Annotated in this window: 16 protein-coding genes; all 16 read left to right on the forward strand. The window is 43.6% G+C overall.

What is annotated here, in order from left to right; genetic code table 11:
- The first annotated feature begins 9 nt into the window (after positions 1-9).
- The 16 genes from QNN06_RS13085 (at position 10) to QNN06_RS13160 (ending at position 15,521) form a co-directional block, all read left to right on the forward strand.
- A complete protein-coding gene (locus QNN06_RS13085) occupies positions 10-459 on the forward strand; it encodes a MaoC family dehydratase N-terminal domain-containing protein (protein WP_213115950.1) in 450 nt (149 codons plus the stop codon).
- Positions 456-857 carry a MaoC/PaaZ C-terminal domain-containing protein gene (locus QNN06_RS13090; RefSeq protein ID WP_213115949.1) on the forward strand — a complete coding sequence of 134 codons (402 nt, stop codon included), beginning with the start codon at positions 456-458 and terminating at the stop codon, positions 855-857. Before QNN06_RS13085 ends, QNN06_RS13090 begins: the two co-directional genes overlap by 4 nt.
- 141 nt (positions 858-998) lie before the next feature.
- On the forward strand, positions 999-1,766 hold the full coding sequence (locus QNN06_RS13095) for a class II aldolase/adducin family protein (RefSeq protein ID WP_213115948.1): 768 nt from the start codon (positions 999-1,001) through the stop codon (positions 1,764-1,766).
- 70 nt (positions 1,767-1,836) lie between these two features.
- The gene (locus QNN06_RS13100) at positions 1,837-2,748 is read left to right on the forward strand and encodes a ketopantoate reductase family protein (protein WP_217034041.1); all 912 of its coding nucleotides are present in this window, start codon (positions 1,837-1,839) and stop codon (positions 2,746-2,748) included.
- 31 nt (positions 2,749-2,779) lie between these two features.
- The gene (locus QNN06_RS13105) at positions 2,780-4,384 is read left to right on the forward strand and encodes a long-chain-fatty-acid--CoA ligase (protein ID WP_284037690.1); all 1,605 of its coding nucleotides are present in this window, start codon (positions 2,780-2,782) and stop codon (positions 4,382-4,384) included.
- Positions 4,385-4,406: 22 nt separating this feature from the next.
- A complete protein-coding gene (locus QNN06_RS13110; protein WP_213115946.1) occupies positions 4,407-5,555 on the forward strand; it encodes an acyl-CoA dehydrogenase family protein in 1,149 nt (382 codons plus the stop codon).
- Positions 5,556-5,585: 30 nt separating this feature from the next.
- The gene (locus tag QNN06_RS13115) at positions 5,586-6,776 is read left to right on the forward strand and encodes a thiolase family protein (protein WP_217034039.1); all 1,191 of its coding nucleotides are present in this window, start codon (positions 5,586-5,588) and stop codon (positions 6,774-6,776) included.
- A 15-nt stretch (positions 6,777-6,791) separates the two neighbouring features.
- On the forward strand, positions 6,792-7,172 hold the full coding sequence (locus tag QNN06_RS13120; protein WP_213115944.1) for a PaaI family thioesterase: 381 nt from the start codon (positions 6,792-6,794) through the stop codon (positions 7,170-7,172).
- A gap of 53 nt (positions 7,173-7,225) precedes the next feature.
- Positions 7,226-7,600, forward strand: a complete 375-nt coding sequence (locus QNN06_RS13125; RefSeq protein WP_217034038.1) for a PaaI family thioesterase — start codon at positions 7,226-7,228, stop codon at positions 7,598-7,600.
- A 292-nt stretch (positions 7,601-7,892) separates the two neighbouring features.
- Positions 7,893-9,098, forward strand: a complete 1,206-nt coding sequence (locus QNN06_RS13130; RefSeq protein ID WP_213115942.1) for an acyl-CoA dehydrogenase — start codon at positions 7,893-7,895, stop codon at positions 9,096-9,098.
- A 22-nt stretch (positions 9,099-9,120) separates the two neighbouring features.
- A complete protein-coding gene (locus QNN06_RS13135) occupies positions 9,121-9,894 on the forward strand; it encodes an SDR family oxidoreductase (RefSeq protein ID WP_217034036.1) in 774 nt (257 codons plus the stop codon).
- A 47-nt stretch (positions 9,895-9,941) separates the two neighbouring features.
- On the forward strand, positions 9,942-11,111 hold the full coding sequence (locus QNN06_RS13140; RefSeq protein ID WP_213115940.1) for a thiolase family protein: 1,170 nt from the start codon (positions 9,942-9,944) through the stop codon (positions 11,109-11,111).
- A gap of 149 nt (positions 11,112-11,260) precedes the next feature.
- Positions 11,261-11,845: a TetR/AcrR family transcriptional regulator gene (locus tag QNN06_RS13145; protein WP_213115939.1), complete on the forward strand. Its 585-nt coding sequence runs from the start codon at positions 11,261-11,263 to the stop codon at positions 11,843-11,845.
- 27 nt (positions 11,846-11,872) lie between these two features.
- Positions 11,873-13,549, forward strand: a complete 1,677-nt coding sequence (locus tag QNN06_RS13150; RefSeq protein WP_284037691.1) for a long-chain fatty acid--CoA ligase — start codon at positions 11,873-11,875, stop codon at positions 13,547-13,549.
- Positions 13,550-13,629: 80 nt separating this feature from the next.
- The gene (locus QNN06_RS13155) at positions 13,630-14,493 is read left to right on the forward strand and encodes a branched-chain amino acid ABC transporter permease (RefSeq protein ID WP_213115937.1); all 864 of its coding nucleotides are present in this window, start codon (positions 13,630-13,632) and stop codon (positions 14,491-14,493) included.
- The gene (locus QNN06_RS13160) at positions 14,493-15,521 is read left to right on the forward strand and encodes a branched-chain amino acid ABC transporter permease (RefSeq protein WP_213115936.1); all 1,029 of its coding nucleotides are present in this window, start codon (positions 14,493-14,495) and stop codon (positions 15,519-15,521) included. Before QNN06_RS13155 ends, QNN06_RS13160 begins: the two co-directional genes overlap by 1 nt.
- Position 15,522: the final 1 nt, after the last annotated feature.

The following is a 15,522-nucleotide window of genomic DNA, read 5'->3' on the forward strand; positions in this document are numbered from 1 at the left end:
TGAGCTAAATTGTTCAAAGATCAAATTGGCAAGCGATCTAATAAAGTGAAAAATGCCGTAGAAAGAGGGGCCGTTAAGAAATTTGCTGAAGCCATTGGCGATTTGCATCCTATCTATTTTGATGAGGATGCAGGCAGACTCTCACGTTATCAAAAGAACATTGCCCCGCCAACCTTCCCAAGGGTATTTGAATATGGGGTGATTGAAGGCTTACACCTGCCTAATATAGGCTTGATTCATGGAGAGCAGTCTTTCCATTATGAGCGCCCATTATTTGTAGGTGAGGAAATTTATTGTTATTCTCAGGTGAAAAATTACTTTGAGAAAAAAGGGAACTTTGGAGAAATGGGCTTCCTGGTAATGGAAAACTGTGGTGAGGATTCAGAAGGAAATGTAATTTTCACTTCTAGTTCCACTGTAGTCATATCTGAAGCTGTAAGGAAGGTGTTGGCGAAATGAGTTCACTTACTCAATTGCAAACCGGTGATTCCTTAAAGGAAATCCAGTTATCACCCGTTTCCAGGATAGCCTTGATTAAATATGCAGGTGCTTCTGGAGATTTTAATCCAATCCATACTATTGACGAAGAAGCAACAAAAGCAAGCCTGCCGGGAATCATTGCCCACGGCATGTGGACGATGGGAAATCTGGCCAAACTGTTTACAGAGTATTATGAAGAAGGCTTCGTCAAGGATTACTCAATCCGTTTTAAAGGCATGGTTTTCTTAAATGACGTGATTACATTAAAGGCTTCTTTAAAGGATAAGGAAGATAATCAGCTTCGCTTCGATGTCCAGGCTGTGAACCAGCAAGGGAAGGATGTAATAAAAGGCGAAGTAGTATACCAGCTTTACTAACATGAGAGACAGAATTGCAGATTGAAGGACTAGACCCGGCACGAAAGATGGACTCCCCTCTGAATGCTGGGTTTATTGTTATCGGTTGTTGGTTGGGGCTCCAATCAGCATCAAAGTTTAATTTAAAAAGGGATGATTAATATGACGGTCAAATTAAAATTAAGTTATAAGCCGCCGGTATTTTCCTCAGTCGAAGAGGAACGCCAGCACTTAAAACAGAAATTGGCTGCTGCCTTCCGCTTATTTTCAAAATTTGGATTTGACGAAGGTGTTGCAGGACATATTACCGCACGCGATCCTGAACTGAAGGATCACTTCTGGGTAAACCCGTTCGGCATGCATTTCAGCCAAATCAGCGCTTCTGACTTAATTCTCTGCAATCATAAAGGGGAAGTTGTCGAAGGAAATTATCCGGTAAACCGGGCCGCATTCGCTATTCATTCGCAGGTCCATGCTGCAAGGCCGGATATTATTGCAGCTGCCCATGCCCATTCAGTCTATGGGAAGTCATGGTCTTCGCTGGGACGCCTTCTTGATCCAATCACACAGGATGCATGTGCATTTTATCAGGATCATTCCTTGTTTGATGATTTCACTGGAGTTGTTCATGAAATTGAAGAAGGCAGACGGATTGGCCAAGCGCTTGGTGATAAGAAAGCCTGTATCCTAAGAAACCATGGTCTTTTAACGGTCGGAAGATCCGTTGACGAGGCTGCCTGGTGGTTTATTACGATGGAGCGCTCCTGTCAGGCACAGCTTCTTGCTGAGGCAGTTGGTAAACCAGTAATTATTGATAATGAAAGTGCTAGCAATACCTATAATACTGTCGGTACTTCCAGTGCGGGATGGTTCCAGTTCCAGCCATTATGGAATCGGATTGTCAAGGAACAACCGGATTTATTAGATTAATCATGTTCTCTGAAGGGGGAAGTAAATTCCTTTCAGAGCCATACATATGGAATATGCAGGGGGAAGCAGCATGAAAATTGGCGTGGCCGGTACAGGTGCGGTCGGTGGTTATTTTGGCGGCCTTTTAAAAAAGGCGGGTAATGAGGTCATTTTTTTAGCGCGGGGAAACAATCTCGAAAGAATGAGGGAAAATGGGCTGACCATTGAAAGCGATTCCGAATCCTTCACAGTGGATGCAACGTTTACCGATTGTTATGAGGACTTTATGGATGTAGACCTGCTGTTGTTTTGTGTTAAGTCAACAAGCACAATGGAAATGGCTGAGAGGTTTACCCATGTATTAAAGGAATCATGCATGATTATGACTCTCCAAAATGGGGTAGATAATGAAGAATTTCTCGCTTCCATATTTGGCAGCGATCGGATCTTATCTGCTGCTGCTTATATTCAGGCAGGTGTGACGGAATCAGGAACAGTTAAACAAATCGGTGTCCCGCCAAAGCTGGTATTTGGAGCTTTAGAGGAAGATTTACAGGAAAGACTCAGTGTAATTCAAGAGCTATTTAACATTGCTAATATTGAAGCCTATCCAACTCGTGACATTTTAAAAATCAAGTGGAAAAAATTGCTTTGGAATGTCACCTTTAACCCATTGACAGCCTTAATAGAAGCAAAGGTTGGGGCTATTTATGAGGACAAGGGATTAAAAGAAACGGCGATAAAAATCTGTCAGGAAGCTATTGCTGTTGCAAGAGCAGCAGGGGTTGAAATCGAGGAAGACCAGTATGAAACAGTGATGATGCAAGGGCAGTTTGCCCAAGGTCACCAAACCTCGATGCTGCAGGATAAGCTTAAAGGGAGACCGCTGGAACTGGACTCTATTGCCGGTTATATCGTGAAAAAAGGAAAAGAATTAGGGGTAGAAACCCCAGTCCTCAATACTATTTATCATCTTTTAAACTTTCAAACGAGGAACGATTGAGTAATAAATGTGCTAAGAGAGGTGTTCAGAATTGCAAATACAACACAAACGTCCTTGGCTTGGCCACTATCCTGAAACTGCGGTATCTTCCATTGAATTTCCGGAAATGAGCCTTTACACATTTTTGGATCATACAGCTGAGAAATCCCCTGAGAATACGGCCATTATTTATGAAAATGAAAAGCTGACCTACCATGACTTGAAGGATAAGGTTGACCGGCTGGCAGGTGCTTGGAAAGAGCTTGGCGCAGCAAAAGGAGATCGGCTGGGGTTGATGGTCGGAAATCACCCTATATATGTTGTATCCTATTATGCAGCCCTGAAGCTTGGGATGATTGTCGTGCAAATCAATCCGCACTATACATCAAGGGAACTGCTTGAAATATTCAATGATTCTGAAACCGCTTATTTGGTAGCTGAGCCGGATGGTCTCGAGAAAATTGCGAAGATTTCCGAAATTTATTCATTTAAGCAGATATTTTCTACAGGTGATTCGCAAACCAATGACATTCCAACTATTTCGGAATTGATTGAAAAAGCCGTTCCTCTACAGGAAACATGTTCAATTTCAGCTAAGAAGGACATTGCAGTAATTCAATATACCGGAGGAACAACCGGTAAAAAGAAAGGCGCCATGCTGACGCATTTTAACTTGAGCGCGAATGTGTTGCAGAGCAAGGTTCTTTATGGAAGTACAATGGTATACGGACAGGAAATCATTTTGACCGCAACCCCGCTTTACCATGTTTACGGAATGACGAGCGGCATGAACCTGCCGATTTACCTTGGGGCAGCCATTCTATTAGTAAACCGTTTTGAGCTTGAGAAGGTTCTAAGGCTCATTCAAACTTACAGGCCTACTTTCTTCCCGGGTGTTCCAAAAATGTATAATGCTTTTGCCAATTACCCGGAAATTGATCAATATGATTTAACCTGCTTTAAGGTCTGTACAAGCGGGTCGGCTCCATTGCCGATTGAAATTATGAAAAAATTGAAAGACTTGACGGGAGTGCCGATTGGGGAAGGTTATGGACTATCAGAAACTTCTCCTACGACCCATCGGAATCCGCCTGATGGCGTTAGCAAAATAGGCAGCATCGGGATTCCATTGCCAGCAACGGACTGCCGGATTGTTGACGAAAATGGTGTGGATGTACCGGAAAAGACAATCGGCGAGCTCTTAATTAAGGGGCCGCAGGTCATGCTTGGATACTGGAATAAACCAGAAGAAACAGCACAAGCACTAAAGGATGGCTGGCTCTATACAGGTGACTTGGCAACGATGGATGATGAGGGATACTTTTATATCGTCGGACGAAAAAAAGAAATGGTGATTGTCGGGGGATTTAATGTATATCCCCAGGAGGTTGAAGGGGTTTTATATGAACATCCCGCTGTACTAGAAGCAGCTGTAGTCGGAATTCCGGATAAGGTAGCCGGCGAAATCGTCAAGGCCTATATTGTTCTAAAAGCCGGTAGAGAAATTGATATTCAAGAATTAAAGGAACATTGCTACCAAAACCTGACCCGCTACAAAGTACCGAAACAATTTGAAATAAGAGAATCCCTGCCTCGAAACACAGTAGGAAAGCTCTTAAAAAGAATCCTTGTAGAAGAAGAAACAAAAAAGGCTTAAAGCATAACGGAGGGATTTAGTCATGAACTTTGAACTGGATGAAGATATTCTTTTTTTAAAAAAGAATGTAAGAGAATTTATTCAAACTGAAGTCGAAGCGGTTGCGATGCAAATTGAAGAGGAGAACCAAATTCCGGAAAGAATTATCAATATGTCAAAAGAGATGGGGCTTTTCGGTTTAAGTATTCCTGAGGAATACGGCGGGCTTGGAATTGGCATGGTCGGCAAATGTGCCCTATACGAGGAAATCGGCCAGACGCACAATGGCTATACCACGTTAATTGGCGCCCATACAGGTATCGGTTCGGTCGGGATTGTTGAAATGGGAAATGAGCAGCAAAAGCGTAAGTACTTGCCGGAAATGGCAAGCGGTGAAAAAATTGGCGCATTTGCCTTAACCGAACCTGAAGCGGGGTCCAATGCTGCTAACTTGAAAACAACGGCTGTTCGTAAGGGCGATAAATATATTCTAAACGGCTTGAAGCATTATATTACCAATGCTACTGAGGCCAGCGTGTTCACTGTGATGGCTGTGACCGACCCATCTAAAGGGGCCAAGGGCATCACCTCGTTCATTGTTGAAAAGGATTCCCCCGGCTTCAGGGTGGGGGCCGTTGAGAAAAAAATGGGCTTAAGAGGGTCTCATTCAGCAGAATTGATTTTTGAAGATTGCGAGGTTCCAGTGGAAAATGTGCTTGGTGAAGAAGGGCAGGGCTATATGAATGCCTTGAAAATTCTTGCCAACGGACGTGCTGGTTTGGCTTCCCGGAATTTGGGCTCCTGCCAAAAGCTTCTCGATATGTCAACGCGATATGCGCTTGAGAGAATTCAATTTGGCAAACCAATCATCAGGAATCAGGCAGTCAGTCATATGCTTTCCGAGATGGCCGTAGATATCGAAGCATTGCGGTCGTTTACGTATCGCGTTGCCTGGATGGTTGATCAGGGAATGAAGGTCATCAAGGAAGCAGCGATGCTGAAGCTATACGGTTCCGAGGTATACAATCGTGTTGCTGATAAGGCCGTTCAGATCCATGGAGGAATTGGGTATATTGCAGACTATCCGATTGAACGCTTTTATCGTGATGCGCGGATCACAAGAATCTATGAAGGAACTTCAGAGATTCAGAAAAACATTATTGCTGCGCAGTTAGAGAAGGAATACAGCTAAACTATTAATCTAGGGAAAGGGTGATTTAGAATGCAAAATGATATTGTCATTTTAAGTGCAGTAAGAACACCAGTTGGGAGATATGGCGGCACATTAAAAAGCCTTAATTCCGGGCAGTTGGCAGCGGTTGCGATTAAAGAGGCTATTGATCGCGCCGGTATTAAGCCTGAGCAAGTAGATGAAGTGATTTTAGGAGAGGTTAGACAAACGACAGAATCCTCCAATGTAGCCAGAGTCGCTGCGCTTCGGGCTGGGGTTCCGGAAACAGCGCCGGCATTTACGATTAACCGTTTGTGTGCATCAGGAATGCAGGCAGTTGCTTCAGGGGCGCAGCAAATCGCATTTGGGCATGCAGACATTGTAGTTGCTGGGGGAACTGAAAGCCTCAGCAATGCTCCTATTTACCTAAGAAACTCCCGTTTTGGCGGTGACAATCCAAAGCTGGTTGATTCCAATGCCGAGGCCGGCCAACAGCCTCAGGAGACATACGGCAGCGGGCTTGGAATGGGGATAACGGCGGAAAATGTCGCTGAAAGATTTTCGATTTCCCGCGAGGACCAAGATGCCTTTGCGCTAGAAAGCCAGCGCAGGGCAGCTGCCGCCATCAGTGAGAAACGCTTTGCGGACGAGATTGTCCCTGTAGAAGTTAAAGGGAAAAAAGGATCCGTTTGGTTTACAGAGGACGAACATCCAAGACCTGATACAACCATCGAGGCATTAAGCCGCCTAAAGCCGGCGTTTAAACAAAATGGCACGGTTACGGCTGGTAATGCCTGCGGGCGGAATGACGGGGCAGCTGCGCTTGTATTAACATCAGGCAGCCATGCCGAGAAATTAGGCTTAAAACCGATGGCGCGAATTGTCGATTGGACTGCTGTTGGAGTATCACCTGAAGTTATGGGTATCGGCCCGGTTCCTGCAGTGAAAAAACTCCTTGAACGTACAGGCTTAACGCTTGACGAGATAAGTTTAATCGAACTGAATGAAGCGTTCGCTTCGCAATCACTTGCTGTTATTCGTGAGTTAAACTTAGATCCGTCCCGAGTGAATGTCAATGGTGGTGCGATTGCTTTGGGCCATCCGCTTGGTGCCACGGGTGCGAAGATTATGACGACTCTGATTTATGAATTGAAACGCCGTGGTGAAAAATACGGAATTGCCACCCTTTGCGTTGGCGGTGGCCAAGGAATGGCAATCCTAGTTGAAGCAGTTAATCAATAGGAAAGGGCAGTAAATGTGAAATTACCAGTGACGAGATCGACATTTTTTGAATACTTGGGTTTTAACAGTACTAAAACCGACACGTTTCACCTTGATTTGCCGCTTCAGGCTATTTTGCTGCAGGATGACGGCACTGTCCATCCTGGCGTTTTTTCCACAATGCTGGATATTTCTATGGGGGCGACTGCCTCTCTGGAAACAAATTCGTTTGCAACGACAATTCACCTTAACGTGTCCTTTTTTGACCTTAGCCCGAAAGAAAACTATCATGCAAAAACAAATATAGTGAATATCGAGGGAAAAGTCATAACAGCTGAGGGAATCGTTTACGGGCAGGATGGTGCTGTTGCTGCCAAGGCAATAGGCATGTTTAAGGCAAGTCCAATTAAACAATGAAGAAATTGAAAGGTGGTGATAGGGTGCCCCGACTGGATTGGGAGATATATGAAATGATAGAAAGGAATCCATTTTTCAAGCATATCGGATTTGAACTCGTAAATTCCTCAGAGAAAGAGATTTTGCTGAAGCTTTCAATAAAAACCGACCTGCTAAATACGAATAAAACCCTGCATGGAGGAGTTCACGCCTCGATGCTTGATACGGTGCAATCAATCGCTCTCCGTTCCCTATATCAATGCCCGGTTACAGCTATGAATCTGGATGTTCACTATTTTGCTCCAGCAAATACCGGTTATCTTTTTGCAAGGGCTAAACTTCTCCAAAAGGGCTATAAAATGGCTGTGCTGGAAGCGGAAATTATTGACGAGAATACAACATTAATTGCCAAAGGAACCGGTACCTATAAGATAGTTAGAAATGCATAGAGAAGAAATTTCTAAATATTATTTTTAAAGAAATTTCGACTTGAAATAGTAGATTAATATAGAAATTTCTTTCGTTGCATGTTCTTGCTAATCTAATAAAAGTCAATTAAATTACGGTAATTTATAGTAATCAGAAAGCGCAATGGAAAAAATACATCTAAAAATATGTTTCTACTATATTAATGAGAAAATTGTCGAAAATATCGAATTGAATATTCGAAAAATTTTTAATAATATTAGGTTATTCGACATACCAACTAGTTAGTATGTAGAAAAAAGAGGAGTGGTAAGGATGAATTTTAGTTATTCCGATAAGGTAGTAGAATTGCAAAAAAAGCTTACTGAATTTATGGAAGAGTATATTTATCCAAATGAACAGCTCTATCATGATCAAATTGATAAAAACGATCCATTTTCAAATATTCCGCCGATCATGGAAGAATTAAAAGAAAAGGCAAAGCAGGCTGGTTTATGGAACTTATTTTTACCAGAGAGTGAATATGGTGCCGGTTTAACGAACCTCGAATATGCACCGCTTTGCGAAATCATGGGACGTGTCCATTTTGCGCCAGAAGTGTTTAACTGTGCTGCGCCTGATACCGGAAATATGGAAGTATTGGTCCGTTACGGGACTGAAGAAGATAAAGAAAAATGGCTGAAGCCGTTATTAAATGGCGAAATTCGCTCCTGTTTCTCAATGACAGAGCCGGACGTTGCATCATCAGATGCTACCAATATTCAAGCAAGTATTGTCCGTGATGGCGATGAATACGTCATCAATGGAACAAAATGGTGGTCATCGGGTGCTGGAGACCCTCGCTGTAAGATTGCAATTGTAATGGGTAAAAATGATCCTACTGCACCAAAGCATGAGCAGCAATCGATGATTCTAGTACCGCTCGATTCTCCTGGAGTCACAATCAAACGAGTTACAACTGTATTTGGTTATGACCATGCACCGCATGGACATGCCGAAATTGAATACAACAATGTTCGTGTACCGGCTTCAAATATGCTTTGGGGCGAAGGTAAAGGCTTCGCAATCGCGCAGGGACGTCTTGGACCTGGAAGAATTCATCACTGCATGAGAACCATCGGTGCAGCTGAACGTGCACTTGAGCTTCTATGCAAACGCGTTCAGGAACGGACAGCATTCGGTAAAAAAATTGCCGAGCAAGGCGTAGTTCAAGAATGGATTGCCGAAGCGAGAATCGATATCGAGCAGGCCCGTTTACTTACATTGAAAGCTGCCTACATGATGGATACGGTTGGAAATAAAGAAGCAAAAGGCGAAATCGCCATGATTAAAGTGGTTGCCCCTAACATGGCATTAAAGGTAATTGACCGTGCCATTCAGGCATTTGGTGCTGCCGGTGTAAGCCAGGACACTCCTCTTGCTGCAAGCTGGGCCAATATCCGTACACTAAGATTAGCTGATGGTCCGGATGAAGTGCATAAGCGCGCGATTGCCCGCTACGAATTGAAAAAATACCGTTAATCGTATTAGGAGGAAAAAATAGATGCATGTTAAAGAACTTTTTGATTTAACAGGTAAAGTCGCCATTGTAACAGGCGGCGGCCGAGGACTTGGCCAGCAAATTGCCGAAGGCTTTGCGGAGGCAGGCGCCAATGTAGTAGTCTGTTCCCGTAAACTTGAGGCCTGTGAGGAAGTAAGTGAAGGCTTAAAAAAGATTGGAGTCGAGAGTCTAGCACTAAAATGTGATGTCTCCAATCCTGAAGATGTTAGAAACGTTGTCGAACGAACAATGGAAAAATTCGGACGCATTGACATTCTCGTCAACAACAGCGGTGCATCTTGGGGAGCACCTGTCGAGGAAATGCCGCTTGAGGCTTGGAATAAGGTAATGAATACGAATGTTACCGGAACCTTCTTAATGTCCCAGGCAGTCGGAAGAGTGATGATTGAACATAAGGGCGGCAAAATCATTAATATTGCTTCTGTCGCTGGGCTGCAGGGATCGAACCCAAAATACATGAATGCGATTGGCTATAATGCCAGCAAAGGGGCAGTTATTACCTTCACAAAGGATTTAGCTGTGAAATGGGGCCATCATGGTATTTATGTTAATGCAATTGCACCGGGATTCTTCCCAACAAAAATGTCAAAAGGGCTGCTTGATGCTGGCGGTGAGGCCATCTTAGAAGGCACTCCATTACGTAAGTTTGGGACTGACACAGATATGAAAGGTGTAGCATTGTTCCTGGCATCACGAGCTTCGGACTTTGTAACCGGGGAAATCGTTGTTGTAGACGGCGGCTCACATGTAATGTAAGAAATTAAAAGATCGTAATTATAAAAAAGCAGGAGGGGATTTGCTTAATGAAAAGAGATGCTGTCATTGTTTCGGCAGTTAGAACTGCCATTGGCAGACAGGGAGGCGCACTAGCGAGCGTTCCAGCACATGTTTTTGGAGCTGAAGTAATTAAAGAAGCAGTTAAAAGGGCAAATATCACGCCTGATATGATAGACGACGTTTTTTTGGGAAATGTTTTATCAGGCGGTGGAAATATTGCGAGATTAACTGCATTGCAGACGGGACTATCCATCGAAATTCCTGGCGTGACAGTCGATAGGCAGTGTGGATCTGGAATTAATGCTATTAATCTGGCAGCCCAGGCAATTAAAGCTGGGGATGGAGATATCTATATTGCCGGCGGGACAGAAAGCATGAGCCGTGCTCCTTACTTGATGGACCGGCCGGAAAAACCGTATGGTGCGAATCCTCCAAGTTTCCGGAAATCGCAGCTCTCTCCTAAAGAAATAGGCGATCCGCCAATGGGGATTACGGCCGAAAATCTCGTGAAAAAATACAATATTACGCGGGAAGAGCAGGACGCATTCGCACTCCAAAGCCAGCAGCGGATGAAAGTTGCCATGGAAGAAGGACGCTTTGATGAGCAAATCGTTCCTATCGCCATACCTGTTAAAAAAGGTGAGCCGATTGTTTTTATTAGTGATGAGCATCCAAGGCCGGAAACGACCATTGAGGGTTTGGCAAAGCTTCCGCCAGCATTCCTCCAGGATGGAACAGTCACAGCAGGCAGCAGCTCAGGCCTAAACGATGCTGCATCGGCCCTAGTTATCATGTCACGGGAAAAAGCAGAGGAATTAAATTTAACTCCACTAGCAGTTATCCGTCACTATGCAGTCGCTGGTGTTGACCCGAATATCATGGGAATCGGCCCAGTTCCGGCTGTTAGAAAGGTTCTCGAAAAATCAGGATTATCCATAGAAGACATGGACTTAATCGAAATCAATGAAGCTTTTGCCGCTCAAGTAATCGCTTGCAACCGCGAGCTTGAAATGAATATGGAAAAAGTCAATGTTAACGGAGGGGCCATCGCCCATGGTCACCCGCTGGGAGCAACAGGTGCCATCCTCGTCACCAAAGCCTGCTACGAACTAAAACGCACCGGCGGAAGATATGCCCTTATCACCGCCTGCATTGGCGGCGGCCAAGGAATCGCAACAATCATCGAGAGCGAATAAAAACAAGGTACTGACTGTCGTGGTACTCATCGGTGTCAGGCACCCAACTTGACCAAACACCTTATTTAAAGGGAAAAAGTCAATCTTGGTGTCAGACGCCACCTACCACTACAGCGGCACTTTAGTTTTAATGCTGAAAGGATAAACCGATGAAGCGAAAGATAATGGAGACGGGGATTTTACTATTCGATAAAAATGGGTTTAAGTCAACTTCAGTACAGGATATTGTCCAGGAACTGGGTGTAACGAAGGGTACGTTTTATTATTATTTCAGTAGTAAAGAGGAATTGTTAAAGGAAATTCACCTGTTGTATATTGAGTCAATAATCAAACAGCAGGAAGAAATCATGAATAATCCTTTCTATGATTTTGCCAAAAAGCTGCATGAGATTATCCTAATGCAGATTAGCACCATTAGAATCGAACTGAGAAGTGCTCGAATATTTACCAGAGAAATGCGGCATTTAAGCAGAGATAATTTCCTGGAAATCAAGGAAAAACGAAGCGCATTTCGTCATAATGTCCAAAAATTAATAGAAGAAGGTATCACACAAGGAATCCTCCAAAAGGGCCGTGCCGATATAATAACAATGGCTATCCTTGGCATGACCAACTGGAGCTATTATTGGTTCAGCCCGGAGGGAGAAGTCCCTGAAGAAAAGGTTGCGGATATCTTTCTTGACCTTATTTTAAACGGAATTAGCAATGATAGCGTTTACACGCCTAACATCTAGCATTCTTGCAAAAAGGAGAGATCGAGATTGTTAACTCTTCATTATCAACATTGGCCAAATATCCCAAAATCATTGAATGTCCCTGCCACTTCACTCTATGACAATCTAAGAGTCAGTGCAAGCCGTTATCCTGACCAGGATGCTATCTTCTACTATGGGAATAAATTGACTTACCAGCAATTAGATGAAGAAGTAAATGCCCTGGCCGGATACTTAGAGCATGAGTTAGGCGTAAAAAAAGGGGACAAAGTCCTGCTCTTTATGCAAAATTCCCCGCAATTTGTGATTGGTTTCTACGCCATTCTAAGGGCCAACGCTGTTGTAGTTCCAATTAACCCAATGCTAGTTGCGGATGAATTGGAATTTTACATTCGCGACTGCGGAATTAAAACAGCAATTGCCGGACAAGAACTCTTAGACCGAGTGCAGCCTCTGTTAGGAAAAACCTCCTTGGAGCACCTGCTCCTTGCAGCCTATTCAGATTATATAGGTGAAGGATTTGAAAAAATGCTTCCAAAAGAGGTGGAGGCACAAAGATTAGTGGTGAACAATCCTAATCATTACAACTGGGTTGATGCGATTCAGGCAAATCTCACTCCATCGGAACATACGGCAAAAGGTGATGATTTGGCTGTTATGCCCTACACATCAGGGACAACAGGTCTTCCAAAAGGTTGTATGCATACTAACCGGTCAGTCAATGCGAATACTGTAGGCTGCTACCACTGGTCCTCTACAACACCAAATGCTATCCATCTAATGACCTTGCCGCTTTTCCATGTGACGGGTATGGTGCACAGCATGCACATGCCAATTTTCAGCGGCAGTATGATGGTTATTATGACGAGGTGGAATCGGGATGCGGCAGTGGAACTAATAAAGAGCCTGGGCTGCACACATTGGGTCACGATCGCCACTATGATTGTCGATTTTCTTGCTAATCCAAATCTGAAGGTGGAGGACATAGCTTCCTTAACCTATCTTGCTGGTGGAGGAGCAGCTCTTCCAGAAGCGGTCGGTGAAAAATTATTTAACCTGACGGGATTGCGATTTGTCGAAGGTTATGGACTATCAGAAACGATTGCTCAGACCCATTTCAATCCGCCGAATCGACCAAAAATGCAGTGTCTTGGAATCCCTTCCTACGATGTCGATGCTAGAATTATTGAGCCGTCAACTGGAAAGGAACTTGGTGTCGGTGAAGTCGGTGAAATTATTGTCAATGGACCGCAGGTAATGATTGGCTACTATAACCGCGATGACGAAAACCGGGAAGCATATCTTGAGATTGAGGGGAAAAGGTTTTTCCGTACTGGGGATATTGGCCGTTTTGATGAAGATGGATACTTCTTTATGGTCGATCGTGTTAAACGCATGATTAATGCCTCCGGATTCAAGGTATGGCCAACTGAAGTCGAGTCATACCTTTACAAACACCCTGCTATTCAGCAAGCCTGTGTCGTGGGCGTACCTGACCCTAGAAGAGGGGAAACCGTTAAAGCTTTTGTCATCTTAAATGAAGGGTATGAAGGCAAAGTCAGCGAGGGTGAAATTATCGAGTGGTCTAAGCATCATATGGCTGCCTATAAATATCCAAGATTGATTGAGTTCAGAGAGGTGTTTCCTATGACCTCCAGCGGCAAAATTCTCTGGCGCACCCTTCAGGAGGAAGAAAATGAAAAGGTTCAGAATCAGGTTATTTAAACGTTTATGATCAAGAGGGCCAACCATAGTGATGGCCCCTCTTGAAAAAATTATACTAACTAACACAAAGGAGGAGAGCAATGGATATTCTAATTCAGCAGTTGTTTAACGGTTTAACCATAGGGAGTGTTTACGCCCTGGTAGCGTTGGGCTTAACCCTAGTTTATGGAATTTTGCACATTCCAAACTTTGCTCATGGTGCACTATACATGATGGGCGGATACATAACGCTAACCATGATGACCAAATTTGGACTTCATTATTGGATTGCGATCTTTGTTTCAATTATTGTTGTAGGTTTTATTGGTGTCTTAATGGAAAGGCTTGTCTTTCACCCTCTTCGGGAATCGCCGCCAATCCAAGATAAAATTGCTGCCATTGGTATTCTCTTATTCCTGGAAGCATTCGCACAATATACCTGGGGAGCAGAATACCAGAGCATGCCTTCACCATATGGCCAAGTTGTAGAAGTATTTGGATTAACGCTGACAATGCAGAGAATTCTTATTGTAGTCGCTGCAGTTATCGTTATGATTCTATTAAATCTTTTCTTAAGAAAAACTTATACCGGTTCCACCATCATTGCGATGTCCCAGAATCGTGAAGGTGCAAACCTCGTGGGGATCAATACTACCCGGGTAGCCATGCTGACCTTTATGATTTCAGGCGGACTTGCAGCTATCGCTGCATCCATATCGGCACCAATTAACCTTGTGTTCCCAGGGATGGGGCAGCTAGTTATATTAAAAGCGTTTGTCATTATTATTCTTGGTGGAATGGGCAGTATCCCAGGGGCGATTGTCGGCGGCTATATTATCGGCTTCAGCGAAAGCTTGGGAGCGACCTACATTTCAAATGACTATAAGGACATTATTGCCTTTTTTATCCTCGTTATCATTCTTACGGTTAAACCAACCGGATTGTTTTCAAAGGGGGGACATTAATGTCAGCGGTATTGAACAAAAGAAATATAATTATTCTGTTTGTATTGGTTTCTCTTGTTTTTCCATTAATAACAACAAATACCTATTTGATTCACGTAATGACTCTGGCGTTTATTTGGATGATTGGGGTTTATGGACTTAACTTGCTCGCAGGCTATACTGGTTATCTTTCTTTGGCACACGCAGGATTCTTTGCGATTGGCGCTTACGGTTTGGGGATTTTAACAGTAAAAGCCCATATGAGTTTCTGGCTTGCCTTTGTCTTATCGCTGTTGATTACTGGTTTGCTAGGATTGATAGTAGGTTTGATTGCATTAAGATCGAAAGAACATTTTTTCGCTATCTACACATTGTGCTTAGGTTATATAATTTATCTCGTGATTGACAAATGGGAAAGTTTAACAGAAGGTGTTCGTGGTCTGATCGGGATTCCTGCACCTCAAGGCTTTGGCCCGATTAAATTTGAGACGGAAAAATCGCATTATTATCTTGTTTTATTTTTCCTTCTCCTTGTCATTTTGGTCATGTACCGAATTGTTCATTCGCTGTCTGGAAGATCGTTCATTGCGATTCGAAATAGCGAAGACTTAGCGCTGACGATTGGAATTTCAACGGCAAGAAATAAATTAACAGTCTTTGTATTATCTACTTTATTTGCTGGCCTTTCCGGCGCTTTGTATGCGTCCTTTGTACGCTTCATCGGCCCAGATATCGGAAACACTGCGGTTATCTTTGATATGTTAACTTACCTGATTGTTGGTGGTATTGGTACACTTACCGGTCCTCTGATCGGTACTCTGCTTGTCATTTGGCTTTCTCAGCTGCTTCAAGATTTTCAGCAGTACCGCATGCTCATTTTCGGACCACTTTTAACGCTTCTCGTTATTTTTTATCCGCGCGGAATCGTTGGCGGCGTCACAGACATCTACCGGAAGCGGATGGCCAAGAAGGAAAAACAGTTGGCTGGCAAGAAAGATTCGTATATTCAGAGTGACCTTGGTGCTAAAAATCAGGTTAAGGAGGGATAGG

This window comes from Neobacillus sp. 114, assembly GCF_030127045.1.
Classification (GTDB): domain Bacteria; phylum Bacillota; class Bacilli; order Bacillales; family Cytobacillaceae; genus Neobacillus; species Neobacillus rhizophilus.